Below are 24,262 nucleotides of genomic sequence, written 5' to 3' on the forward strand. Positions count from 1 at the left end.
CGTGATCAAGCGAGTGAAGGACTACTTTAAGGACCGGCGCGCGAGGAAGGTCGACAGCGCTCTCCGTGATGAGCCTGTGGCTCCAGCCTGGGACTTGACCGCTCTGACGCCCGAGTTCATCGAAACTGAACACGCGCAGTACGCCAAGGCCATCGCCGAGAACCTGAAGAAGGACGATGTCCTGAACATCGCACTCTCCGGAAACTACGGCGTCGGTAAAAGCAGCATCTTGGGACGCGTGGCCGAGGATCATGACGGCCGCGTGGTGGAGCTCTCGCTGTCGACGCTTTCGCCAATCGACGACTCCGAGGTCGATGATTCGGTTCCGGCTCAGGCGAGGACGCCGACAAATCGCATCCAGCAGGAGATCGTCAAGCAGCTGCTCTACCGAGAAGAGCCGAAGTCCGCGCGGGCTTCGCGCTTCCGCCGAATCGAACGCTTCAGCTGGGGGAGGGAGGTCGTGCTCGCCCTCATGGGCGGCGTTGTCGTTTCGCTCGCTTTCATGATTCTGGGGTGGGCGGGGACGATCGAACGAACACTCCGACCGCTGCTTGAGCTGGGTCTTTGGGTGTACCCGATCATCGCTCTTCTTGCAGCAGGCGCGATCGTTGCCGCTCGCGCACTTCTTCACGGCCGGATCCACATCCGCCAGTTCTCTGCTGGCCCTGCCGCCGTGACGCTGGATGAGAAGTCGGTGTCGTTCTTCGACCAGTACCTGGACGAAATTGTCTACTTCTTCGAGACCTCGAAGCGCGACATCGTGATCTTCGAGGACATCGACCGCTTCAACGATTCACACATCTTTGAGACGCTGCGCTCTCTCAATGCGCTTCTAAACGCATCGCCGCAGATCAAGAAGCCGATTCGCTTCATCTACGCCATCAAGGACAGCATCTTCGACCGGGTGAGCCTCGAGCACGAGAAGCGGAAGGTTGACGTGGCGCTCTTAGAGATCACCGATCCGGCGCAGGCTGAGGTCGTGCGTGCGAACCGCACTAAGTTCTTCAACCTCGTCATCCCAGTCGTCCCGTTCATCACGCATCGAAGCGCGCGCAATCTGACCACGCAGATTCTCCGCGGCATCGAGCACGACGTGTCGCCAGACCTGATCGACCTCGCTGGCAGATTTGTCCCGGACATGCGTCTGCTCAAGAACGTGCGCAACGAATTCATCGTCTTCCGGGATCGGATCTTCGCAGGAGATGGGGAGCAGCTCAAACTGAGCGAGACGCAGCTGTTCGCGATGATGCTTTACAAGAGCACGCACCTCAGCGACTTTGAGGTCATTCGCCTCGGCAGGAGCAAGCTCGACAAGCTGTACGAGATCAGTCGGACGCTGGTGTCCCAGAACATTCGGCGGGTCGAACGAGAACTCCGCTCTGCTCGCATGGAGATCTCGCGACGCACAGCCGCGAAGCAACGTGCGTCGCGGCTGGGAAAGCTTCTCGTGTCGCGTATCGACTTGATGTTGCGCGCAGGGAGCTACCAAAGGCCCAATGGCTACTACGTGCTCGAAGGCCAAGCCGTCGAGCCCGTCCAGTTTGAATCACTCGAGTTCTGGCGCAAGCTCGCGAGCGATGAAGGAAATCCCACAGCTGGCTGGTATAACCCCCACTACAGCCGCCAACGTATCGAGCTGAGCAGATCCGACATATCTGCGCTCGTCGGTGACGCACTCGACGAGGATGCTTGGCGCCAAGCCGACGATGAGGCGGAGTCCGAGCAAGTGCGCGAATTGCATGAGCAGCTCGCATTCCTGCGTACATCGGACATGGGCGAACTGATGAGTCGGCCCGATTTCCTGGTCGACTATGAGGGCACCTCGCAGTCGCTCGCGGACGTGGCAGAGAAGCAGCTGACCAAGGGGCTCGCGTTCAACCTGATCCGGGCGGGCTACATCGATCGCAACTTCACGCTCTACACATCGACATTCCATGGGGACCGAGTCAGTCCGGCGGCCACGAACTTCATCATCCATCACGTTGAGCGCGGGATCATGGACGAGCAGTTTGTCCTAACAGCCGAGGACGCAGAGGCAGTGATCCGCGAGCGCGGAGCCCGATCACTCGCGGACCCAGCGCTGTTCAATATCGCGATCCTGGACTACCTGCTGGGAACAAATAGCGCGGACGCGGACATTATGATCACGGCTCTGGCACGCTTCGACGCCGACAGCACGCGATTCCTGGAGAGCTACCTGAGCAGCGGTGCATCGCGCGAGGCTCTGGTGAACGAACTCACGGCACGGAGTCCACGCGTGCTCAACTACTTAGTCGCGGACGTCGACCTGGACGACGAGACGAGGATCGCGCTCGTCAGCGCCTGCCTTGAGAGCTTGGCGACAAAGCCGAAGCAGACCGTGACAGAGAAGGCGAAGGCCTTCCTCGCTGCGAACTACGCGCAGCTGCCCGCAATCGCGAGCACTCCGTTGCCTGCTGCGCGAGCCGAACGCATCGCACTCCTGTTCAAGGATGCCGGGCTGTCGCTGCCCGATCTGTCGCGAACCAGCGACGTCCTGCGGCCGGCGTTCGTGAAGCTCGGCCTCTATGAGATGAGTCTGTCGAACCTCCAGGCGGCGGTCGGCGACGAGGCCGGCCTTGGCCTCGACCAGCTCAGGGCTACTCACCGTGTAGACGTCTACGCCAAGGCGCTTGCCGAGCTGCGAGGCTACCTCGACGCTGTCGACGGTCACGCCGCAACAAATCGTGCTGCCGAACGGTTCCATGTAGTTATCGGCGAGGTGCACGAAGCGGCGCCGGATCTCCTCGAGCGCTTCATTGAGGGGGTCTCGGACGAGAGTCGAATCGCGGACGTCGAGGATGTGCCAGAGGAGACCTGGGCCGTGCTCGCGGCGCACGACAAGTTCCCGGCCACGTTCTCGAACGTGACGCGATACATCGAGCGAATCGGCAGTGTGGACTTGAATCTCGCCGTGGTGCTCGCGTCGGCGGAGGAAATCACCGAGCACGAAGATGCGGACGAGGGCGCGAAGCGCAGCCTGGCTACCACCCTGATTTCGACCCCGTCGACCATAGGCGCCATTCTCCGTGCGAAGCTCGCCGAGAGCCTGAAGCTGAAGAAGTACATCGCGGCGAGTGAGCTGCCAGTTGAGTCGGGGGATCTGTACCCAGAGCTAATTGCTCGAGACGTGATATCGGGAACGGTCATGACTTATGAGCATCTCGCTTCGGCGGACTGGGCGACGCGAGAGCGCGTCATCGCCGTGTCGCCGAAGTTCGCCGAGTGGCTGACGCCGGAACTCGTCGGTGCCGACCTGGCAAAGTTGCTTGCAAGCGCTTCGGTGACGGACGAGGCGAAGCGGGTAATTATCGAGAACTCTGACGAGTACACGTCAGCCGGTGGGGCAGCTGGCCTTGTCGAAATCGGGAAGGCTGCACGAAGGCTCGGAATCGTATTGAGCTTCTCGGTCGTTGAACAGATGGCGAATCACCGGATCGGAAAGAGCGAGGTACTACATCACCTCGTGCCGTATCTAAACTCGACATCAGACGCGGAGCTCTTCGGCGTTCTGAACTCCCTTGGTGGTGACTACGGTCAGCTGACGCGATTCGGCCGCGACAAGCCGAGGGTGCCGAACACTGCCGACAACCTCAGGCTGCTCGAGTCCCTGAAGCAGCGGGGCATCGTTACGAAAGTTGAGGATGATCGCAATCCGATGAAGGTGCACAAGCGATACGGCAGCTGAGCGACGTCGTCCTGACAAGTTCGGTGGCTCTCAGTCAAAACGGTGTAGCGCTCGGAACGCAGCGCCATGCGAGAGGTTGTGACGACGTTCGAGCTGAGCCAGCGTTGCGCCAGCTGCGTGCTCCGTCATCATCGTCCGGGCAAGACCGTCAGGCACAGCTGGCTGGCGCACCTTCGTATGCTGCCGGATGAGTCGAAGGAGGGCTGATGTCCGAATCGCCACCACAGCACCTGGCCGGCCATCGCGGTGACGAGCGCGAGGATAACCGGTGCTGCGATCAAGGGGTCGAGCATCCGCTCAGGGTGATGCTCGGCCACCAGCGAGACGTACGGCGGGATGAGGGCCGCCCCGGCGAGTGAGCAGATGTACACGACGATGGCGCGGAGGCGAGTTCGCCGCCGTTCCCTCCACCGTGCGACGAGGTTGGCCGTGTACCGGTCGTCCTCGTCTCCGTTCACCGGCTTCGGCTCTGGTGCCGCACCACGAGCAGCTGCGCGATTGCGCCGAGAGCGCAGCTGACGCTGACGTACGCGGCAAGCAGCCCGTTCGCGTCTCGGGCGTCTAGGAGGAGGGTCACCGACACCGCCGCCGCCCACGGCAGGAGGATCGCCCGTATCTGGATCGCCCATCCCACCGCGGAGAGGTGAGCGAGGGCGGACGACAGCACGGCACCCATGAGGCTGAAGACGAGCGGGTACGCCGAGAACCGCGCGGCGCCGTAGACGATCGCGAAAAGTCCGAGTGGCTCGCCCTGGACGACCTGCGCGCTGCGAAGGGAAGAGTCGGCAGCAGTTCGAGGCCGATCAGCGACACCGACGCGACCGCGCCCCCGATCAGGAGCGGCACCCGCGGCACTGTCCCGCGTTGGCTGCCGTACCAAGTGCGAGCACCTCCGCCGTCGATCGCGCGGTCCGGTGTCGTCAACCGACCAACCGTCGGGCCGCTCACCCTCTGTGGCCTAGTTCGCACCGCTTGACTGCTAGCGCTGGGCGGTTGATGTGCAACCAGTTGAGTTTGTGACGACCCAGGACGCGCGCGCGAGGTCCACCCGCACGTCGTCGATCAGCGGGGTCGACTCCTCGAGGTATTTCGCGTGCATCCTGCGCCGCCGCCGAAACCGGGCGGCCATCTGCTCGCACCACGCGCCACCAGGCGACGTCGTGGCCATTGTTGTGCAGGATGCGCCCCACCGCCCGCGCTCCGTGCCGGTCGCGTGCGCGACATCGCCCTAAGTCATCACGCGCCCCTCGGGAATCGAGGACACCGTGCTCAGAACTCGGTCGGTCACGTCACTCATGGGTGCTCCCTTCGCTGTGGTGTTGCAGGATGAAATCCGCCCGCGGGGAGGGCACCCCGTTCGCCTGCACCATCACGAAGTGGGGCCCCGGATAGTACGTGCGCGTGGTGATCGGGCGGAAGGAATGCGTCTTCGTGAGGGCGACCGTCTCGCCAGGGGCGAGGCGTCTCGACGCGAGCTTGAAAATCTTCGGGCGCACCGTGCCGTCGGCTCGCTGGAAGCCGATCGCGTAGTCGATCGCGACGACCGCATCCGTTTCGCCGCGGTTGCTGACCTCGGCGGTGAATTGCACGGAGCCGTCCCGCGGCACGGTGTCGCTCGCGACGCGGGGTTGCGCCACCTCGATGCTGTCGCCGACGAAGCCCAGCAGCCGCAGTGCGGCGGGGTCCGCCTTCTTCACGAGAGTACGGAGGCCCTGCCGAAGCACCCGGGGCGTGGCGGCGTCGGGTTCGCCCGCCCACGCGGTGGCGGTTCGGATCACGACGGCGGGATCGACACGGCTGAGGTCGTTGAGGTGGTTCGCGACCGAACGCCGCACGTACTCGGCGGGGTCGCGGTAGGTGGCGTCGAGGATGGGGCGCGTCGCGCGCGGATTCACCAGCAACCAGGGCACCCGCTTGGCCCAGGGGAGGTAGGCGCGCGAGCCCTCGGTCGCGAGACGTCGGACCTGCTCGTTCTCGTGCCCGGTCCATGACCGCATGATGTCGAGAGCCCGTTCGGGCCGGGCGATGAGCATGTCGCGGATCGCGAATTCCCCGGTCAGCCCGACCGTGAGACGGGCGAGCAGCGCCATCGCCGCATCGAAGTCGGTGGTGGATCCGGTCTCCAACGCCCTCGAGGTGACGAGTTCCGTGGTGGGCCAGATCATCCAGCCGGCGAATCGTGGTTCCTCGAGCAGATCGAGCGCGATCCGCTCGACCGCGGGGAACTCGGCAGGCAGGTCGCTGCGGAGGGCGTCGCGCACGAGGTCGACCCGCTGACGCAGCCGCGCTCCGCAGACGGCTTCTTCGGCCCGTGCCAGGGCGGCGAGGTCCACGGTCGGGGCGACGTTCTTCAGCGCGGCTCGCAGCTGCGCCACGATAGCGGGACTGATGAGTTCGTCCATGCTTCCCACGGGTGCTCCGTTCCCGGCCGGAGCGGTGTCCGCCGCTCCGGCCGAGTTCTCGGTCAGGCCAGTTCGATCGACAGCGCGGTGATGGCATCGTCGCGCGTGGTGAAGGTGAAGGCGAACTGCAGGGGTCCGCCGGGGAAGTCGCCGTCGACGGATGCCACGAGGCGGTCGCCCTCGAAAGAGGTCGGCGTGATGACGATCTTCGGGTCGATCTGGTGCACCTTGATCCACTCGCGCACTTCGGCCTCGGTCGCGTAGGTGGTGCCGTCGTCGACGACAGAAGCTCCGGGAGCGAAGACGGCGAACAGGGCGTCCGCGTCGTGGGCGTTCGTCGTCGTGACGAACTTATCGACGGCCTCGGGCAAAACATTGACAGTCATGATGTCTTCCTTCTTCCTTCTTGGGGGGTGGGGCAACTGCCTTCACACTAAACCGAAATACTGTCCTGCAGGACAATATCTCTGACAGCGAACCGCACCCGCGTCGACCGTTAGAGTCGTGCAATGCACGAAGGTTCAGGCGCAGAGGGCGGGCCGTCGCTGGCCGCGGGAGACTTCCCCTATCGGTCGCGACTGCTCGCCAATCTGAGCGCTTTGATCCTGCTCTGGGATTCGCCCACCTTGCAGGGCCAGATCCTCGCGAAAAGCGGTGAGTCGCTCGATCAGCCCTCGCACCAGACCCTGCGGCACTTGCTGGCGTGGGGTGCGATGCGGCCGACCGCTCTCGCCGAAGTGCTCGGCACCGGGCCTTCCTACGTGAGCAAGATCGTGCGCCGGCTCGAGAACGACGGGCTGGTGGTGCGGTCGGCGGATCCGCGGGATCGTCGCGCCACGCTCATCAAGCTGACGGACGCGGGGGAGTCCGCTGCTCGCGGCGTCTACGCGCTCGGGGATCGGATGATCGCCGAGGTGCTCGACGGCTGGTCCGCCTCCGATGTGCGCCGCTACACCGACCTGACGGAACGCTTCGTCGCCGACGCGATCACCGCCGCAGCGCGGATGCGCGAGCGGGGGCTCCGGCCGGAAACCTCCTGACGGACCGGGGATCCGGCCGGATCGGACGGCGCGACATGGGCGCTCTCGATACGGATCGCGGCGTTCAGCGAGTCGGCACCGCGGTGGGTGGTCGCCCCACCGCTGCCGCGATCAGGATGCCGGCAGAAGTTGCCGCCGCGACGGTGATGCCTGGTTGGGTCGCGGCCGCCGCGATCGCGGACGCCGCGGCGGCGAAGGAGCAGAGCGCGGCAGCTCGCGGCGACACGAACGCGGCGACGATGGCGAATACCACGGTGGCAAGCAACCAGGTCGCGGCGGCGCCCATCGTCTCGAGCCAGTGCTCTACCACGTTGTCTTTCGGCCAGGTGTTGTGCGCGGCGACCCACGTGCCGCCGGCGATGAAAAACGCTGGCGCCAGGGCGATGAGGTTCAGCGTCGGGCGCGCGCGATCCGACGCGGCCATGAGAGTGATAGCGGCTGCGATGAAGCAGGCGACGAGCGATACACCGAGCAGGGAGAATACCGGCAACAGGTACCCGATGCCGTCCCCGCAGTAGTACTCGCCGGGCTCGTCGCCCATCGAGAGCAATGAACATCCGACGTGCAACTCCTCGCGCAGCATGATCATCGGCGGCGCCCACGACCAGAGCAGCGACAGGACGAAGCCGATGATGATGGCGGCGAGCATGAGGTTGCGTCGAAGGCGTACGCCCGTGAGCGAGGCGCGATTCACTCGTGAGACCATTCCCGCCACTGAGTGACTCCTTCAAGAGGTACGCGGCCGCACGGCCGTTCGGCGTCACAGTACCCGGAGAATCGCTCAGTACGCCGGGCGACTGGGTCCTTGAGCGGGCTCAGAACGGGACCATCTCGGGCGGGGCGCCGGTGAGTGTGATGGTGCCGAACAGGAACGGGTACACCGCGGCCCCGGTGCCCTGTGCGTCGAGCGGGACGCTCCACAACCAGAGATGAGCCGCCGCGAGCGCGATCGCGGGGATCAGGAGTACCGCCACGCGGGCTCGTTGCAGGCGACGTGCCGCCTCTGCCTCGGTGGCTGCCCACCGCAAAGTGTTCGTAATCGCGATCAACGCCGCCACGGCGATGCCGGCGTAGACGAAGCCGGTGGGTGACAGCGTCAGAGTGTGGCACCCGGGCTCAGCGGGAACGGGGCCGGAAAAGACGATCGACTGGTCAGGCGACACCCCCTGCCAGCACACCGTCCTGGTGCCCGCAGCGAGGAGTCCATATGCCCACGCCGCCCCGAGCGCCCAGACCAGCAGCCGGCGCACCGCTGCTAGCGCCGAAGCTCCGGGCAGCGTGGCCAAGGCCGCGGGCGGCACGGATTCGATGCGTTGCGGCATCCGGCCCTCCCACTGTCTCGGAGCCATGCTGACAGGTGCTCATTGATCCCACAACGGACGGATGAAGCCGCGGCCTGCACTGAGCAGTTGGAAATGCCGGTCGGGACCATGAGCCACGCCGAGGGGAGAAACGAACGTGCTTACACAGAGGTGCCCCGGATCGATGGCTCGATCCGGGGCACCCTCAGCGTCGTGAGACAGCGCGGTCAGCTGATGTTCGACAGATCCTGCGGATCCCAGGCCAGGAACGTAAAGATCTGCACCATGCCCGCGTTGTCGAGCGTGGCTGCGGGTCGCGAGGGGTTGTAGTCGCCTCCACCCGAGGGCTGGAAGTGGAACAGGCCGGTGGCCGGATCGCGGTTCGCGTTCCAGGTGGATTCTGCGTACTGCTCGATGGCGGCGCGGTACGACGGGTCGTGGCTGACCGAGTCGAGCAGCAGCAGATCACGGAAGTAGAACGCGTTGAAGATCGCCGGCTGCTGCTGCAGACGGTTCTCCGCCGTCCAGTACTGCAGCGATCCCCGTGCCGCGGCCTTCGCCTGGCGCAGGTACGCCGGGTCGTCGGTGGCGCGGTACAGGATCGTCGCCGTCGCGATCATCGCGCCCGAGTTGTAGGTCCAGAGCGTCGGGTTGATCTCGCCGGCGTCGTTGATGCTGTTCGCGTACAGGCCGGGCGAGGTCTTCAGGCACCGGTTGTTCCAGTTGTAGAGCCTCTTACTCCACGTGAGATACGACTGCTCGCTCGTCTGCTCGTAGAGGTGCGCGGCGAGCTGGGCCGTCAACCCGGTGATGTTCGCACCGCGGTCTGCGTTGTCGGCACGGTCGATCCAGTCCATCCCGCCGGGGCAGGTGAGATTCGGGTCGGTGTTCCAGCCGCGGGAGACGATGTCGAAGGCCTGGCGCGCCTTGTCGAGGTAGGTCGCGTCGCCGGTGATGCGGAACTGGCGCACGTTCGTCAGGCCGACGATCGCGTTGTCGTCGTAGTAGACGTCGCCACCGGTTCCGAGCGGCGCGGGCACGTAGGACTCGTAGCCCGCGCGGCCGCCCTCCCGCACGTTGAAGTACAGGTCGAGGTTCGCGATGCGCTGCCGGGCGACATTCGCGTAGGCCGGGCCGATGCCGCGCACCCCGTGCAGGTCGGCGGTGGCCTGCGTCGCCTCGCGGTACTCCCAGAGATACGAGTACGGATTGCCCTCGCCGGCGGTGTTGAGTCGGTACAGCTGGTGGCCGGCCGCGCCGAGATACAGATGGTCCTGCATGGCGTCGTAGGTGAAGATCGCCCGATCGGCCCACGGGCTGCTCGCGGAGGCGGAGGCGGCATCCGCCATCGGTGGAGCGGCGGTGCCGGCGAGCACGGCGGTCGCCGCGCCGACGGCGAGCGCCGCCATGGCGACGCGCCGGGGTCTGCGTACGAGATGTGACCTCATTGTTCATCCTTTCGCCCTGGTTGATATCGTTATCAACGCGTCGACAAGCCTCCCCCGAATGGGGGTGGACGTCAAGGTCTACGTCAGATTCCAGTCCACCAGCGCGGCAGTCAGCGTCGGACGATGAGCGCCTGCGCGGTGAACGCCGGCACAGGCACCGCGAGGACCCCGTCGTCCATAGGCAGGGGATCGAGCTCGTCACCGAAGTAGGTCGCCGCGGCTGCCGCGGAGGCCGGCACGCGCATCCGCACGGCCGCCTCGACGTGCTCATCGGTGAACGACTGCAGCCGCACCAACAGACGTTCCGCGTCGAGCGCCTGCACGCCGACCAGGCGGATGCGCGGGTCGTCGACCGAGACGAGGGACCACTCCGCGGGGGCCGCCCCGGTACCGTTCGCCTGCACGACGACGGGCGGAGTCACGAGCGTCGCCGCCGTCGCGATGGCGATCTGTTCCGCGCTCGCGCCCGTCGACGTGGCATCCGCGACTCCGATCGCGTAGGAGAACGTCGTCTCGAAGCCCTGCTGCACCGGGAAGTTCGTGTCCCACACGTTGTTGTGCAGCCAGGAGAGGATCGTGCCCGGCTCGACCGGGCTCGTGCTCGCCGGGAAAGGCGCGTAGGGGAGGGCGATCGTTCCGCGCTCGACGAGCGGAGCGTCACGGGTGACCCAGGCGACCGAGCCCTCGGCGGACTCGACGGTGACCCAGTCGCGCACGGCGCGCATGTGCTGAGGGGCACCCGGCACGTGCTCGATCCCGTCGCCGGTGACTCCTCCGCTCACCTCGTAGCGCACGACGGGGTCCGAGCCCGAGAACGGGAAGGCGAAGAACGCACTCTCCTTCTCCGTCGTGGTCGGTTTGGCCACCCGGTTCTCGACGAGGAGGGCCGGCTCGCCGCGGCGCAGGCGCAGCGTGACGCGCACCCACTCGACCCCCTTCGCGGGGAACTCGTAGACGAGACGTTCCTCGAGGGCATCCGATTCGCGCGCGATGAGAGCCGCCGGGCGGGCGCGCTGCCGGTCGCCCAGCAGCTCGAGCTCGGCGGAGGTCGACGTCTTGTTCGACTGGTGGTTGAACCCGCCCGCGCTCGTGTACAGGTCGTAGATGTACTCGTTGCCGCCGAACAGCGAGTCGCCGTTGAGCAGCTCACGCCCCGTCGCCAACTCGACGATGGAGGCGATGACGCTCCGCGAGAGGTCGACACGCACGCGCAAGTGCTCGTTCTCGATGACCAGGGGGTCGGATGCGCCGGTCGCGGCCGCGGCAGCGACCTCGTCGGCGAGGCGCAGGTCGAGCCGCACGAAACCGACGGGCGGCAGACCGGGAACGCGCACCGAGACGAAACGCCCCGACTCGCGGTGCCGGTGGTTGCTCTGCGCCTCGATCTCGAAGGGGAGACGCTCACCCGTGCGTCCGTCCTCGATCGCGAAGCCGGTGTCGAACGGCAGCGTGCTCTCGCGCACGAAGAAGCGCACGGTCGCGTCGCGCTCGACGCCCGAGGTGTTGACGGCGTAGAAGCTCGCGACCGCATCCTCGGCCGTGCCGAGGTCGGCAGCGAGGAACGCGCCGGCGCGTTCCAGGTACTGTCCCGCATCCTGCTGGGCCCGGATGGCGTGCGCGACCTTCCACTGCCACTGCACTTCGCCGGAGTCGAAGCCGTGGTCGGACTGCCGCCACGAATTGCCGGCACCCCAGGTGTGCTCGTTGAACATCGAGATGACGCGGTACACCTCGCGACGCTCGGCGGCATCGCCGGGCAGCGGCTCACCGGAGACGGCGCAGCGGATCGCGGCCATCGTCTGTGCATCCGTGACCCGCGCCTGCGCGTCGCGCACGAGCGTCATCGGGTACGCCGCCGATCCGACGCCCTCCACCCACCAGTCGCCCCAGTCGCCCTGATAGCTCTGGATCTCGCCCTCGTAGCGCTCGAGTGCGTCGTCGAAGAACTCGGCGTTCGTCGAGATGCGCAGCTTCGGCGACTCCCACGTGGCGTTCCACTGCTCGGCGATGGCGGATGCCTGCAGTCGCGCGGGAGCGTTGTCGCCGACGAACCCCTGCGTGCGCACGTGCACGATGTTCCACGGATACGGCTCCCGGTCGACCGCCTGCGCGGTGCCGTGCCAGCCGAACACCCCGGGCGGGAACGGGTACGGGTTGTTCGCGAGCGAGGAGAGGTAGATCGGCAGGTTGTCGACGACGTCGTCGTAGCCGCTGTGGAACCCGAGCAGCGGACCCTCCATGTACGCCATGCCGTGCGGGCTGTCGGTGAGCCAGACGAGCACGGAGCGACCCGAGGGCGCCGTCCAACGGAACAGGCGCGGCAGCAACTGCCCGCCGTTGGTCTGCGGCATCGACCGGCCGGCCCAGTTGTGGGCGACGGCGAGGAACTCCACGCCGTTCTCGGCGAGGGCGTCGGGCAGCCCGGCGACCGTGCCGGGCACGTCGGTCTGCATCGCCGCCCGCAGCCGGATGCCGTAGCGGTCGGCGATCTCGCGACCGGTGCGCATGAGTTCGTGCAGCTCATCGGTCGAGCACGTGTCGGTGTGGAGGTTGTACGGCAAGGCGGTCAGTTCGGCCCGACCGCGGCGCACATAGTCGACGAACTCCTCCACCAGGCGGGCGGGCCGCGTGGCGGCCCAGTCCTCGAAGGTGAAGATCGACTCGACGACCCAGCGGAACCGGGTCTCCTCCGGCGCGTCCTCGGTGGAGCGCAACAGCTCGAGTGCCGAGTCGAGGAAAGAGCGCTGCTGCGCGAGCACCACCGCCTGCGGGTCGGTGTATCCGATGTCGAAGTGCGAGTGGTGCACGACGTGGATCGTCCAGTCGCGCACCGGCGACAGGGTGAACGGGATGGTCGTCGCCGGACCGAGCGACGGGATGAGCAGCTCGACCGCGGTGACCGCCTCGACGGCCGGCACGAAGACGCGGACGGCGCCGCGCGGCCCGTCGGCCACCTCGATCGGCACGGCGACGCCGTCGACCCGGAGCTCGAGCCCGGTGAGGTCGACGCTCACGACCGCGGACGACTTCTCCCGCGCGTGCCGGAACGCGACATCCTCGTCGTGCTGCACCGCCGATCCGTGGTCCACGCGGCGTTCGAACTCGCCGATCTCGAGTCGGATGCTCTGCTGTCGCTCGCCGGTCGAGGCGCGACGCACGAGCTGCTCGGGCAACACTCGGACGGGTGTGCCGCCGAGGCGGGCCGACGCGGCCGCGGCCGCGTCGAAGAGACCGGCGATCGCCCCCGAATCGGTCCAGGGGCGGGCGGCGATCAGGGCCGGGACAGTGCTCATCATCGAGTCCGTTCGTTCGTGGGTGGTGGGGAGGTCAGGTTCCGCGCACCGAGGCCTTCACCGTGGCGAGGGTCTGCCCCTCGCCGCGGCCCCAGGGCCGGATCGTGTAGGGGCCCACGGAGGCGGGCACGATGAAGGTCTCGGCGTAGTGCACGACCCAGGGTTCGAACGCGCCGGTCGGGCTCTCGACGATGGCTTCGGCACCCTCGACGAGGTTGAGCACGTTGACCGTGCCGTGCGTGTCGTGCGGCACGACGTCGGTGAACCAATGCCGCCGCACCTCGATGAACTCGAGCTCGTGGAGGCCGGTGCGCTCCTCGCGCCAGCCGGGACCCTCGGCCACCGTCTCGACGCGGTCGACGAGCTCGCGGCGGCTCCACTCGGTGTCGCGGTCCCACTGGATGTTCGCGGCGGCGTGGTCGAGGTGGATGGGCCGCGGCACTCCGTCGAGGCCGACGCGGCCCCAGTCCCACATCTTGAAGGTGAAGATGTACGGCGTCGCGGAGATCTCGAGCACCATCGAGTCCGCGCCCGAGCAGTGCACGGTGCCGGCGGGGATGAGGAAGTGGTCGTGCTTCTTCGCCGGGAAGCTGTTGACGTAGTCGTCGGTCGGGAAGTCCGCGGCGCCGGTCGCCGCCGTCGCGAGGTCGTCGAGCATCCGCTGCCGGTCGATCCCGGTCTTCAGCCCGAGGTAGACCACCGCATCGTCAGCCGCATCGAGCAGGTAGTAGCTCTCGTCCTGCGTGTAGTGCATGCCGAACGTGTTCTGGATGTAGTCGGTCAGCGGATGCACCTGCAACGACAGATTGCCGCCCTCCATCGTGTCGAGGAAGTCGAAGCGGATGGGGAACTCGGCGCCGAAGCGCGCGAACGTGCGCTCGCCGAGGAGTTCGCGCGGATGCCGGAACACGAGGTCGATCGCCGGGATCTCGACGATCTCGCCGTCGACGTCGATGAGGAGACTGTTCTCCTCCGGCACGCAGTCGAAGCACCAGGCGTAGTTCGACTCGCCCTCGAGGCCGAGCACGTTCTTCATCCACTGACCGCCCCAGACGCCCGGGTCGAAGAACGGCACGACCCGGAACGGGGCCGTGACCGCCTGGTCGAGCGCGGCGTGGAACGTGTCGGCGGTGATGAGTCGTGCATCCGCCGCCGAGCGGTTGGTGTCGAGCACGAAGTCGATCTCGTCGAACAGGTCGCGCTTGTGCCGGTCGGCGACGCGCCAGTCGACGAAGAATCCGCGCTTCACCTTGCGCAGCGCGTCGTCGTCTTCGTTGCCCGCGCGCCAGTTCGGGGCGCCGGCGCGTTGGCGCTGCTGGATCTCCCAGCGCGCCAGATCAGCGAGCACGATGGTGGAGAACGTAATGGGCACGAGGGCGGCGCCCCAGCCGACGACGATCACCGGGCCGGTGGCGGCATCGACGGTGCGGGCGACCTCGGCGAGCCGGTCGGCGTCGTAGAAGTCCGGCAGCGTGTGGTGGCTCATCACGCCGAAGACGCGATCGTCGGTGAGATTCGCGTCGATGAGGGCGTCGATCTGCTCGCGCGGCCGGGCGGCGAGCGCTTCGACGTCGAGCAGCAGCGCGTCGGGGAACGCCCGCTCGAGTTCGGCGAGCAGTTCGGGCAGGTCGACGCCGGGGTAGGTGTCGATCGCCATCGTCGCGGGGTCGTTCTCACCGAGGGCGCGGCGCAGCCGCTCCCACACCGCGTCGCCGCGCCAAGCCCGGTGCTCGGCGGAGACCCGGATGGCGGGCGACTTGTCGTACGACGAGCCGAGCCCGTCCGCGGGGCGGTGAGTTCCCATGACGCTCCTTCTCGCGACGCGCGACGCCGCGGGTGATCCGTGCGAGCGTCATCCGGTCACGGACGCGGCGCTGCGCGGCTTGGTAACGATATCATTACCGTCGAGCGTCAGGATGTCCAGCCCGCCGGGGAAGACGGCTCAGGGCATCTGCCGGAGCGTCACCGGCAGCTCGATGACGCGCGGGGATGCGCTGTTCGACGTGTTCTCGAGTCGGTCGAAGAGCATCTGAGCGGCGCGACGCCCGAGCTCGCGGGCGTCGTGATCGACGACGGACAGCTGCACGGGCGACATGTCGGCGAAGTCGAACGTGTCGAATCCGAACAGCCGCAGGCGCGACGCGGCGGGCTCGGTGCCGGGGTTCTGCTCGAGCTGGCGCCGCTGCAGGTTCACGATCGCCCGGATCGCGCCGATGGTGTTGCGGTTGTTCGCCGAGAACACCGCCGTCGGGGGAGAGGGCAGCGCCAGCAGCTCCGTCATGGCGATCTCCGCGGAACTGACGTCCTGCTGGCCCAGTCGCACGAGCTCGTCGATCGGCGTGAGTCCGCGGGCCTGGTGGGCGAGCCGGAATCCGTCGAGTCGGCGTTGGCCGGTGAAGACCGAGAGCCGGTTGCCGAGAAAGGCGATGCGGCGGTGCCCTTCGGCGAGGAGCGCCGCCGTGGCCTGCCGTGCGCCGTTGACGTCGTCGATCAGCACCGTGTCGGCGTCGACGTCGGCCGCGGCCCGGGATGCGAGCACGATCGGCACGCCGCCGAGGCGGTCCGGGCGCAAGTGGTCGGCGGTGCCGCTTCCGGAAGGAACGACGATGAGCCCCTCGACGCGGCGGCCGATGAAGTCGGCGACGAGCTGGCGCTCGAGTTCGGCATCCTCGTTCGAGTTGCCGACGAGGATGCGGCGCGAGTGCTCCGAGGCGACCTCCTCGACTCCGCCGAGCATCTCCGCGTAGTACGGGTTCGCGATGTTGGTGATGGTCACGCCGACGAGGCCGGAGCGTTGTCCTGGGCGCAGGCTGCGGGCGTTCTCGTTCCGGTGGTAGCCCAATTCGGCGACCGCCTTCTCGACGCGCTCCTGCACCTCGATCCGCACGTTCTTGCCGCCGGAGAGCACGCGGGAGACCGTCATCGGGCTGACGCCGGCGCGTTCGGCGACGTCGTGCACCGTCGGATCGGACGAGCGGCGTCGCCCGTTCCGGGGTGCGGTCGGCTCCGACGTGGTCATGGGGCCACGGTATACCGACCCCCGCGATCCGCCGGGAAGGGCCTCTTGTGACTGCTCGGGTGCCGTGTTATCTTCACGGAGCGTTGGTAACGATAACAGTACAAACGCACCGCCCCACCCTCAGCATCGGACGCGGCCGCCTCCCACGGCGCGGAACAAAGGAGTTCAGCTTGAGATCTCTTCGAACCATCTCCTCGGTGGCGGCGCTCGCCGTCGCGGGAGTCGTACTCGCCGGGTGCGCCGGCTCCGGCCCGTCGGACGCCACGACCGGCGACCTCACCTTCATCAACGACAAGACCTGGGACTTCAAGAAGTTCTCCAAGGTGTCGGAGGAGGACATCGACGTGAAGCTCGTGCCCACGAGCTACGCCGACCAGGAGGCGTTCCAGGCCTTCGTGAAGCAGTCCTTCCGCACCAACAAGAGCCCGGGACTGTTCACCTGGCACACCGGCGGTCAGCTCGAAGAGCTCGTGGCCGAAGACCTCGTCGCCGAGACGACCGACATCTGGACCGAGGCGATCGAGAACGGCGACGTCGCCGAGTCGGTGCGCGACCTGTACACGATCGATGGCAAGCAGTACTGCACGCCGATCAGCGTGGACGACTGGGTCATGTACTACGACAAGCGCACGTTCTCCGACCTCGGCCTCGAGCCTCCGACGAACTGGGATGAGCTCATGGACGTCGCCGACGCCCTCGTCGACGGGGGAGTGGCCCCGTTCTGGAACTCGAGCGGCAACCCGTGGGCCTTCGTCTGGTTCCAGATCCTGACTGCCGGCACCGACCTCGAGCTGTACCACGACCTCACCACGGGAGAGGCGAGCTTCACCGACCCCCGCGTCGTCGACATCATGAACACCTGGCTCGACATGAAGAAGAAGGGCTACTTCACCGACCCCGGCTCCAAGGTGGCGGCCGAGACGCAGATGAAGGATCAGCAGGTCGCCATGATCCCGTTCGGCACCTGGTACGCGAGCACGCTCGACACGGTCGGGCTGAAGAGCGGCGAGGACTGGGGCGTGTTCCCCATCCCGAACGTCAACCCCGAGCAAGCGGTGACTCCGGTCGCCATCGAGACCGCTCCCGCCTGCGTCGCGGAGACCTCGAACCAGAAGGCGCTCGGCCTCGAGTACTCGAAGTGGTGGATGAGCACGGAGGCGCAGACGGCGTGGTCCGAGCAGCAGGGCAACCTGCCGTACAACCCCCACGCCGAGGCGTCGACGGAGGAATTCAAGGCCATCGGCGAAGAGTTCGCTAAGCCCGACTACGAGTTCTACCTGCGCTACTACGAGGCCGCGCCCGCGCCCATCCTCACCGCATCCCTCGATCAGTTCACCGGGTTCATGACCAACCCGGGTGACCCGACGCCGTATCTCGAGGGCATCGAGAAGGTGGCCGCGGAACACTGGGCCGGCGACTAGTCCCGGATGTCAAAGCGCACCTCGACCGACTACCAGCGCGCCGCCTGGGCCTTCGTGGGCCCAGGCGTCGCCGCGGTCGTCCTCGTCCTCTACCTGCCCGTCGTCTACACCGTCTACCTGAGCTTCACGGACTTCAACGGTCTCGGCGATCCGGAGTTCATCGGCGTCGGCAACTACGTCGACATGTTCGAGGATCCGGCGTTCCTCACCTCGGTGATCAACACGCTCATCTGGGTCGTCGGCACGCTGCTCGTGCCGGTCGGGCTGGGTCTGCTCATCGCCTACCTGGCCTACGGCCTGCCGGGGGCGGCCTGGTTGCGGGTCCCGTTCCTCGTGCCGTACGCCCTCTCGGGTGTCGCCGTCGGCGTGGTCTTCTCGTTCATCCTGCAGAACGGCGGAGCGCTCTCCCAGGCGCTCGAGTTCCTCGATCTGCCGGGCAGCGAACTGCGCTGGCTGCAGGATGCCCCGCTCAACACGATCGTGATGGTGCTCGCCGCCGCGTGGCAGGGGGTCGGCGTCAACGCGCTGCTCTTCACCGTCGGTCTGCAGTCCATCCCGAAGGAACCGCTCGAGGCCGCGAGGCTCGACGGCGCGACCGGATTGCGGCTCTTCGGCTCGATGATCTGGCCACTGCTGCGGCCCTCGACCACCATCGTGGTCGGCCTGTCGATCGTGAACAGCCTCAAGACGTTCGACGTGGTGCAGTCGATGACCCAGGGCGGCCCGAACCGGGTCTCGGAGACCCTGGGCGTCACGATGTACCGCGACACGTTCCTCAACAGCGAGTACGGGCTCGGCGCCGCGGTCGCGATCTTCTTGAGCGTCATCACCGTCGCCGCGTCGATCCTCTACCTGCGCCGACAGCTCGCGATCGGCGACGCCGCCGGAAAGGGGGCGCGCTGATGGCCGCGCGTATCGCCCGCTATGGAATCCTCGGTCTGCTGGGCATCCTGTGGCTGCTGCCCATCTACCTGCTGCTCGCGAACGCCGGCAAGCTGACCTCCGAGTACTCCGGCGCGGCCCTGTGGGCTCCCGGCAACCTGCCCGCGCTGTTCTCGAACATCGCGTCGGTCTTCACGACGACGGACGTGCCGACCGGCATCGGCACGACCCTGCTCTACGCGACGGTCGCCCCGATCATCGCCGTCGTGCTCGGCGCCACGGTCGGATACGCGGTGATCGCCCTGAAGCTCAAGAACGGGTTCTTCTGGTTCTTCATCGTCTTCTGCGGCACGGTGTTCCCGCTGCAGATGATGGTGATCCCGCTGTTCTCCGCGTTCTCGCAGATCGGATTGTTCGACACGACCGTGGGCATGATCATCGTCTACTCGGTGGTCTGCACCCCGTTCTCGGCGTTCGTGATGCGCAACTTCTTCGCCGGAATCGCGGAGTCCGTGTTCGAGGCGGCGGTCGTCGACGGGGCGGGACCGGTGCGGATCTTCACCCGCATCTTCCTGCCGATGTCGAAGAGCGCGCTCGTCGTCGTGTTCATCCTGCAGGCCACCTTCGTGTGGAACGACCTGCTGCTGGCGCTGATCCTCACACAGAGCGCGGAGACGCGTCCGGTGATGCCGCTGCTCGCCTCGCTGCAGTCCGTGCAGGGCGGCGGGGCGGCCTACACGGTCGTGCTGACGGCCGCGCTGCTCGTGTCGATCCCGACCGCGCTGCTGTTCATGTTCACGCAGAAGTTCTTCCAGCGGGGCCTCGCGCTCGGGCAGTACTAGGGGCGAGACGACAAGAGGCGGGGCTCTTCGGCCCCGCCTCTCGCGTCTCGAGCCGCGGTCAGAGCGGACCGAGCACTCGGCGCGGGTCCGCGTCAATGACCAGCGTCTCGAGCACAGGGAGCAGGCGGCGTTCCTCGAAGCGGAAGTGGCTCTCCATGATCGCCGCGATGCCCTCCAGGTGCCGCTCGAGGTCGGCAGGCGTCGCCGCCGACGAGATGGCCGACTGCATCCCGGCGATGAGGTGGCCGATCATCGAGTGGTCCTGCCGCAGGTGTCGCAGGGTGTCCCGCAACTCCGGATGGGCCGCGGCGATCGCAGGGAACAGTTCGCGGTCCTCGCCCTCGTGATGGCCCGTCAGCGCGACACAGAATCCGTGGCAGAACAGCAGCAGGTCACGTGACGCGGCCTGCGCGGATACTCCGGATGCGAGCGCGTTCTTCGCGATCGCTAGCGCTTCACGCAGGCGCGCATGGACGTCTCGCAGTTCGTTGCTCCAGGCGACGAGCCTGGTCATCTCGCCCTCAGTCACGTGAGGGCGAAGGGGCCGACGCGTTCATCGTCGTGCTCCTTCCGATCCCACGCCTCCATGCCTGGCACGGTCTGCCACCGGCACGCGACGCTTCCCCGACGCTAGCACCTGGGGTACGCGCGCCGGCGGGAGGATGCGTCCTGCGCGCCGCATCCTCCCGCCTCTGCGTCAGGCGCGGGTGACCAGTACCGCGGGGGCCTCGAGGGGGGCGAGCCGCAGCGTGACCGCGTCGCCGTCGCGCTCGAGCTCGCCGGCCGGATCGCCGAGGTAGCTGACGCGGGCGGCGTCGGCCAGGCGCGTGCCGAAGCGGAGTCGCACCTCCACCGGCTCGGCGGCGAGCGACTGGAGGCGCACGATGGAGCGGTCGCCGCCGCCGGCCGCGATCACCGACACGAGCTGCACGCGGTCGTCGTCGAGTTCGACGAAGGATGCCGTAGCAGGCGCGTCGTCGTGGGCCGTGCCGCGCGCGATGGCGCTGCGCAGCGGATGCACGAGGGCGGCGGTCGTCGACACGGCGAGCCCTTCGACGCTCTGCCCACCCGACCCGCGCACGCCGATCGAGTACGAGAACGTCGCCGTGAACCCCTGCTCGATCGGGAAGTTGGTGTCCCAGACGTTGTTGTGGAACCACGAGTAGATCGTGGCCGGCTCGTGCGGCGCCGTGCTCGCGGGGAAGGGCGAGTAGGGCACGACGATCGTGCCGGGCTGCACGAGTGGGGCGTCCTTGGTGACCCAGGCCACCGCATCCGGGCCGTCCGCGACCGTGACCCAGTTGCGCACGGCCCGCATGTGCTGCGGAGCGCCGGGGATGTGGGGGAGCCCGTCGCCGGTCACGCCGCCGGACACCTCGAAGCGCACCACCGGATCGTTCGCGGCGAACGGGAACGCGAAGTATCCGCTCTCCTTGACCCGCGTCGACGGCTTCGCGACGCGGTTCTCGATGAGCAGGCGCGGCTCGCCGTGGCGCAACCGGAGTGTCACCCGCACCGAATCGACGCCGTCGGCCGCGTATTCGTACACGAGCCGCTGTTCGACCGGGTCGTCGGTGCGCTCCACGAGCACCGCAGGCCGCGCGAGCGTGCGCGAGGCGAGCAGCTCCAGGCGGTCCGAGACCGCGAGCTTGTTCGAGAGGTGGTTGACGCCGGCGCCGGAGCTGCCGTAGGTGTCGTAGATGTAGGCGTTGAATCCGGCCACCGATCCGCTGTTCACCCACTCGCGTCCGGTCGACTTCTCGACGAGCGAGGAGATCGCGGAGGTGTACTCGTCGACGACCACGCGCAGGTGCTCGTTCTCGAGGGTGAGCAGCTCGGCGCGCGGAGTCGTGCCGAGGTCGTGCGAGGTGGGGGCGACCGGCGGGGTGTCGTGCTCCACGATGTCGAAGCGCACGAACCCGAAACCGGGCGCCGCGGTGACGGGGAAGGTGATCCACCGCCCGGACTCGCGGTGCAGCGAGTTGCCCTGCGCCTCGACCGCGAACGGAACGCTCTCGCCGGTGCGCGCGTCGACCACCCGGAATGCGGTGTCGAAGGGCACGAATGCCTCCTTGAGCAGCAGCCGCGCGACGGAATCCCGCACGACTCCGCTTGCATCGGCGACCACGAAGCTCGCGAGGGCACCCGGGGCCGGCGGCACGGCCGCGGCGAGGTAGCTCAACGCGTGTTCGGCGAGATCGCCTGCGCGCTGGTGGGCGAGGATGCCCTGCGCCACCTTCCACTGCCACTGGCGCTCGCCGGAGTCGTAGCCCTCGTCACCATGGGTCCAGGAGTTGCTCGCACCCCAGGTGTGCTCGTTGAACATCGAGATGGCGTCGTAGGTCGCCCGCGCGTCGACCGCCTCGGTGGGCATCGCCTCTCCGCCGCTCCACGCGGCGAGTTGCGAGTACGACCGGGCGTCCGTGACGGTGGCCTGCGCCTCGCGAGCGAGGGCGAGGGGCACGGCCGCCGATCCGACGCCCTCGACCCACCAGTCGCCCCAGTCGCCTTCGACCGTGATGAGGTCGTCACCGAACCGCTGCTCGGCCTCGGCGAAGAAGTCCTCGTTGCGCGAGACCCGCAGCTTGGGCGACTCCCACGTCTCGTTCCAGCGGCGCACGAGTTCGGCGAGGTGCAGTCGCGCCGGGCCGTTGTCGCCCATGTAGCCCTGCGTGCGCACGTGCAGCACGTCCCACGGATACGGCTCGCGCCCCTCCGTCTTCTCGCCGTGGGCGCCGAACACTCCGGGCGGGAACGGATAACCGCGCGTGGCGAGCGCGGTGAGGTAGGCGGGGAAGTAGCCCTCGACGGTCTCGTACGACTCGGTGAAGCCGATCATCGGGCCCTCGAGGTAGGCGAGTCCGTGCGGGCTGTCCGTCATCCAGACGATGACGGAGTTGCCCGCCGGGGTCGTCCAACGGAACATCCTCGGCAGGTTGAGGGCACCGTTCGTGTGCGGCTGCGACCGGCCGGCCCAGTTGTGGGCGACGGCGAGGTACTTGACGCCGACCTCCGACAGCGCGTCGGGCAGACCGGCGACCTGCCCGGGCACATCCGTCTGCATGGCCGAGGCGAAGCTGATGCCGTAGCGGTCGCGGATGCGCCGGGCCTCCGAGAGCAGTTCGTGCAGCTCGTCGGTGGAGCAGGTGTCGGTGTGCAGGTTGTACGGCATCGCGCTGAGGCCGATCGAGCCCTGCTTCACGAGGCGCACGAACTCGTCGACCTGCGCCTGGGGACGGTGGCGCTCCCAGTCGCTGAATGCCCACAGCGCCTCCGCGTTCCAGCGGAACCGCGCCTCCTCGGGCCAGTCCTCGGTCTGCCGCACGAGCTCGACGACCGTGTCGAGGTAGGAGCGCTGGTTGGCGATGACCGCGGCCTGCGGGTCGGTGTAGCCGAAGTCGAAGTGCGAGTGGTGCACGAGGTGGATGCTCCAGTCGCGCACCGAGTCGAGCTCCACCTCGATGCCCCCGTCGCCGAGCGACGGGAGCGTCACGGTGGCGCGGGTGGGCGCGTCGACCGTCGGCACGAGCAGACGCACGGACCCGGCCGGCGCGTCCGCGGTGCCACGCACCAGGCTGCGGCCGTCGATGTCGACCACGCGGGCCTCGAGCGTGCTCGCGTCGGCGTCGTCGACCAGTACCCGCACCGCGCGGGTGCGTTCCCCGTCGACCGTGCGCTGCAGCGGTTCCGGGATGACGCGCACGCGACGGCCGCCGATGGTGCCCTCCGCTGCGACGGCACGTTCGATGAGGCCCGTGCGGGCCTCATCGAGCCCCCAGGGTTGCGCGGAGATGAGGGTGGGCTCGGTCATCGGTTCTCCTGAGGTGTCGGGTGGAGGGGTGCGGTCTGAAGCAGCCAGTGGGCGGCGCCGAGCAGCGGAGCCGAGTCGAGCAGGGTCGACGGCCGGACGACAGCCGCAGAACCACGCAGACCCTCGCGGAGAGGGTCGCCGAGCACATTCCATGAGCGGCTCATCGAGCCGCCGACGACGAGGGCCGACGCTTCGAAGCGGCTGAGGCAGGGCGCGAGCGCGCGGCCGAGCGCGCGCATCGTGGAGGCGAGGAGATCGGTGGCTGCGTCGTCGCCGGCCGCGGCGGCCGCGGCGATCTGCTTGACGGTGAGTTCCCGACCCGTGCGCCGCGCGAAAGCGGCGACGATCGCGCGCGTCGAGACGGTGTCTTCGAGTGGACGACCGTCGAGCTCTAACAGGTGCACGTAGCCGTGCGGCGGCACGTCGGCGCGATCCGTGACGGCACGGCCCTCGTCGACGAAGGCGGAGCCGACGCCCGTGCCGAGCGTGATGCAGACGAGGCGTCGTACGCGGCCGACGTCGCCGAACGCCCACTCGCCGAGCCCGTAGGCGTCGGCGTCGTTCACGAAGCGGATGCGGTGTGCATCCGTGCCCAGCCGTTGCGCGAGCTCCCCGCGCAGGTCGACGCCGGCGATGGCGGCGAACTTGGCCACTCCCGCGAAGTCGCCGCTGCCGCGCTCGTAGTCGAACGGCCCGGGCAGTGCGACGGCCCACTCGGCGCCCGGCGTCGCACTCGTCAGAGCGGTCGCGGGTGCGGCGAGCGTGGCGAGCAGGGTTGCCCGGTCGGCATGGGCGTCGAGCGGCACGGTGACGCGTTCGACGACCTCCGCCTGCACGCCGCCGAGAGCCACGGATGCGGCGGTCACGTGCGATCCGCCGACCTCCAGCACGCGAACGGGCCGGGTCATCGGCGACCGCGCGTCAGCCGTCGACACGGCGGAGGGGGCGCGGTCATCGAGCACTTGATAACGATACCAATCGGGCCCTTCGAGCGCGAGACCCTTCTCGGATTCCACGTTGCGGAGTCGTGCCGACTCGGCGGTGCATCGCACCGCCGCACCGTTGACAAGACTCCGCAACGCGGACCGGGCGTCCCG

General features: G+C 67.8%; 18 protein-coding genes. 5 read left to right on the forward strand and 13 right to left on the reverse strand.

Features of this window, described 5'->3' with window-relative positions:
• Position 1 precedes the first annotated feature (1 nt).
• Positions 2-3,706, forward strand: a complete 3,705-nt coding sequence (locus CLV46_RS04395) for a YobI family P-loop NTPase (RefSeq protein WP_245866504.1) — start codon at positions 2-4, stop codon at positions 3,704-3,706.
• 128 nt (positions 3,707-3,834) lie between these two features.
• On the opposite strand, the gene CLV46_RS04400 is transcribed toward CLV46_RS04395, so the two are convergent.
• The 4 genes from CLV46_RS04400 to CLV46_RS04420 all read right to left on the reverse strand — a co-directional run bounded on the left by CLV46_RS04400 (position 3,835) and on the right by CLV46_RS04420 (position 6,494).
• Positions 3,835-4,164 (reverse strand): hypothetical protein, encoded by a 330-nt coding sequence (locus tag CLV46_RS04400; RefSeq protein WP_100363647.1) that lies wholly within the window; start codon positions 4,162-4,164, stop codon positions 3,835-3,837.
• Positions 4,161-4,382 carry a hypothetical protein gene (locus CLV46_RS04405; protein ID WP_100363648.1) on the reverse strand — a complete coding sequence of 74 codons (222 nt, stop codon included), beginning with the start codon at positions 4,380-4,382 and terminating at the stop codon, positions 4,161-4,163. The genes CLV46_RS04400 and CLV46_RS04405 overlap by 4 nt, the downstream gene beginning before the upstream one ends.
• Before the next feature lie 613 nt (positions 4,383-4,995).
• Positions 4,996-6,108 carry a DNA alkylation repair protein gene (locus CLV46_RS04415; RefSeq protein WP_245866506.1) on the reverse strand — a complete coding sequence of 371 codons (1,113 nt, stop codon included), beginning with the start codon at positions 6,106-6,108 and terminating at the stop codon, positions 4,996-4,998.
• A 62-nt stretch (positions 6,109-6,170) separates the two neighbouring features.
• The gene (locus CLV46_RS04420) at positions 6,171-6,494 is read right to left on the reverse strand and encodes a nuclear transport factor 2 family protein (protein WP_157802221.1); all 324 of its coding nucleotides are present in this window, start codon (positions 6,492-6,494) and stop codon (positions 6,171-6,173) included.
• Between the two features lie 123 nt (positions 6,495-6,617).
• On the opposite strand from CLV46_RS04420, the gene CLV46_RS04425 reads away from it, so the two are divergent.
• A complete protein-coding gene (locus CLV46_RS04425; protein WP_100363652.1) occupies positions 6,618-7,148 on the forward strand; it encodes a MarR family winged helix-turn-helix transcriptional regulator in 531 nt (176 codons plus the stop codon).
• A gap of 64 nt (positions 7,149-7,212) precedes the next feature.
• Here CLV46_RS04425 and CLV46_RS04430 read toward each other — a convergent pair whose 3' ends face one another.
• From CLV46_RS04430 to CLV46_RS04455, 6 genes are all read right to left on the reverse strand, one after another.
• Positions 7,213-7,797: a hypothetical protein gene (locus CLV46_RS04430; RefSeq protein ID WP_157802222.1), complete on the reverse strand. Its 585-nt coding sequence runs from the start codon at positions 7,795-7,797 to the stop codon at positions 7,213-7,215.
• A gap of 166 nt (positions 7,798-7,963) precedes the next feature.
• Entirely contained in the window at positions 7,964-8,470 is a 507-nt protein-coding gene (locus tag CLV46_RS04435; RefSeq protein WP_157802223.1) for a hypothetical protein, read from the reverse strand.
• A gap of 206 nt (positions 8,471-8,676) precedes the next feature.
• Positions 8,677-9,897: a glycoside hydrolase family 76 protein gene (locus CLV46_RS04440; protein WP_211282145.1), complete on the reverse strand. Its 1,221-nt coding sequence runs from the start codon at positions 9,895-9,897 to the stop codon at positions 8,677-8,679.
• 110 nt (positions 9,898-10,007) lie between these two features.
• Positions 10,008-13,190 carry a glycoside hydrolase family 38 N-terminal domain-containing protein gene (locus CLV46_RS04445; RefSeq protein ID WP_157802224.1) on the reverse strand — a complete coding sequence of 1,061 codons (3,183 nt, stop codon included), beginning with the start codon at positions 13,188-13,190 and terminating at the stop codon, positions 10,008-10,010.
• Positions 13,191-13,224: 34 nt separating this feature from the next.
• Positions 13,225-14,994, reverse strand: a complete 1,770-nt coding sequence (locus tag CLV46_RS04450) for a class I mannose-6-phosphate isomerase (protein WP_100363657.1) — start codon at positions 14,992-14,994, stop codon at positions 13,225-13,227.
• A 138-nt stretch (positions 14,995-15,132) separates the two neighbouring features.
• The gene (locus tag CLV46_RS04455; protein WP_100363658.1) at positions 15,133-16,209 is read right to left on the reverse strand and encodes a LacI family DNA-binding transcriptional regulator; all 1,077 of its coding nucleotides are present in this window, start codon (positions 16,207-16,209) and stop codon (positions 15,133-15,135) included.
• Positions 16,210-16,379: 170 nt separating this feature from the next.
• Between CLV46_RS04455 and CLV46_RS04460 the strand changes: the two genes are divergently transcribed.
• The 3 genes from CLV46_RS04460 to CLV46_RS04470 are packed head-to-tail and all read left to right on the forward strand — an operon-like array spanning position 16,380 to position 19,354.
• Positions 16,380-17,630 carry an ABC transporter substrate-binding protein gene (locus CLV46_RS04460; RefSeq protein WP_100363659.1) on the forward strand — a complete coding sequence of 417 codons (1,251 nt, stop codon included), beginning with the start codon at positions 16,380-16,382 and terminating at the stop codon, positions 17,628-17,630.
• Positions 17,631-17,636: 6 nt separating this feature from the next.
• A complete protein-coding gene (locus CLV46_RS04465; RefSeq protein WP_100363660.1) occupies positions 17,637-18,533 on the forward strand; it encodes a carbohydrate ABC transporter permease in 897 nt (298 codons plus the stop codon).
• A complete protein-coding gene (locus tag CLV46_RS04470) occupies positions 18,533-19,354 on the forward strand; it encodes a carbohydrate ABC transporter permease (RefSeq protein WP_100363661.1) in 822 nt (273 codons plus the stop codon). Before CLV46_RS04465 ends, CLV46_RS04470 begins: the two co-directional genes overlap by 1 nt.
• A gap of 58 nt (positions 19,355-19,412) precedes the next feature.
• Here CLV46_RS04470 and CLV46_RS04475 read toward each other — a convergent pair whose 3' ends face one another.
• The 3 genes from CLV46_RS04475 to CLV46_RS04485 form a co-directional block, all read right to left on the reverse strand.
• Positions 19,413-19,868 (reverse strand): hemerythrin domain-containing protein, encoded by a 456-nt coding sequence (locus CLV46_RS04475; RefSeq protein ID WP_245866508.1) that lies wholly within the window; start codon positions 19,866-19,868, stop codon positions 19,413-19,415.
• Positions 19,869-20,051: 183 nt separating this feature from the next.
• Complete coding sequence (locus CLV46_RS04480; protein WP_100363663.1) at positions 20,052-23,165, reverse strand: glycoside hydrolase family 38 N-terminal domain-containing protein; 3,114 nt, start codon at positions 23,163-23,165, stop codon at positions 20,052-20,054.
• On the reverse strand, positions 23,162-24,127 hold the full coding sequence (locus tag CLV46_RS04485) for an ROK family protein (RefSeq protein ID WP_211282146.1): 966 nt from the start codon (positions 24,125-24,127) through the stop codon (positions 23,162-23,164). The genes CLV46_RS04480 and CLV46_RS04485 overlap by 4 nt, the downstream gene beginning before the upstream one ends.
• Between the last annotated feature and the right edge of the window lie 135 nt (positions 24,128-24,262).

It is taken from the genome of Diaminobutyricimonas aerilata, from assembly GCF_002797715.1.
GTDB classification, from domain to species: Bacteria; Actinomycetota; Actinomycetes; order Actinomycetales; family Microbacteriaceae; genus Diaminobutyricimonas; species Diaminobutyricimonas aerilata.

Coding starts and splice junctions, on each gene's coding strand:
- CLV46_RS04430 (WP_157802222.1), bottom strand. CDS start 7,797: ATGCTCGCCGCCATCATCATCGGCTTCGTCCTGTCGCTGCTCTGGTCG.
- CLV46_RS04435 (WP_157802223.1), bottom strand. CDS start 8,470: ATGCCGCAACGCATCGAATCCGTGCCGCCCGCGGCCTTGGCCACGCTG.
- CLV46_RS04405 (WP_100363648.1), bottom strand. CDS start 4,382: ATGGGTGCCGTGCTGTCGTCCGCCCTCGCTCACCTCTCCGCGGTGGGA.
- CLV46_RS04475 (WP_245866508.1), bottom strand. CDS start 19,868: ATGACCAGGCTCGTCGCCTGGAGCAACGAACTGCGAGACGTCCATGCG.
- CLV46_RS04425 (WP_100363652.1), top strand. CDS start 6,618: ATGCACGAAGGTTCAGGCGCAGAGGGCGGGCCGTCGCTGGCCGCGGGA.
- CLV46_RS04465 (WP_100363660.1), top strand. CDS start 17,637: ATGTCAAAGCGCACCTCGACCGACTACCAGCGCGCCGCCTGGGCCTTC.
- CLV46_RS04420 (WP_157802221.1), bottom strand. CDS start 6,494: ATGACTGTCAATGTTTTGCCCGAGGCCGTCGATAAGTTCGTCACGACG.
- CLV46_RS04440 (WP_211282145.1), bottom strand. CDS start 9,897: ATGAGGTCACATCTCGTACGCAGACCCCGGCGCGTCGCCATGGCGGCG.
- CLV46_RS04480 (WP_100363663.1), bottom strand. CDS start 23,165: ATGACCGAGCCCACCCTCATCTCCGCGCAACCCTGGGGGCTCGATGAG.
- CLV46_RS04455 (WP_100363658.1), bottom strand. CDS start 16,209: ATGACCACGTCGGAGCCGACCGCACCCCGGAACGGGCGACGCCGCTCG.
- CLV46_RS04445 (WP_157802224.1), bottom strand. CDS start 13,190: ATGAGCACTGTCCCGGCCCTGATCGCCGCCCGCCCCTGGACCGATTCG.
- CLV46_RS04450 (WP_100363657.1), bottom strand. CDS start 14,994: ATGGGAACTCACCGCCCCGCGGACGGGCTCGGCTCGTCGTACGACAAG.
- CLV46_RS04470 (WP_100363661.1), top strand. CDS start 18,533: ATGGCCGCGCGTATCGCCCGCTATGGAATCCTCGGTCTGCTGGGCATC.
- CLV46_RS04415 (WP_245866506.1), bottom strand. CDS start 6,108: ATGGACGAACTCATCAGTCCCGCTATCGTGGCGCAGCTGCGAGCCGCG.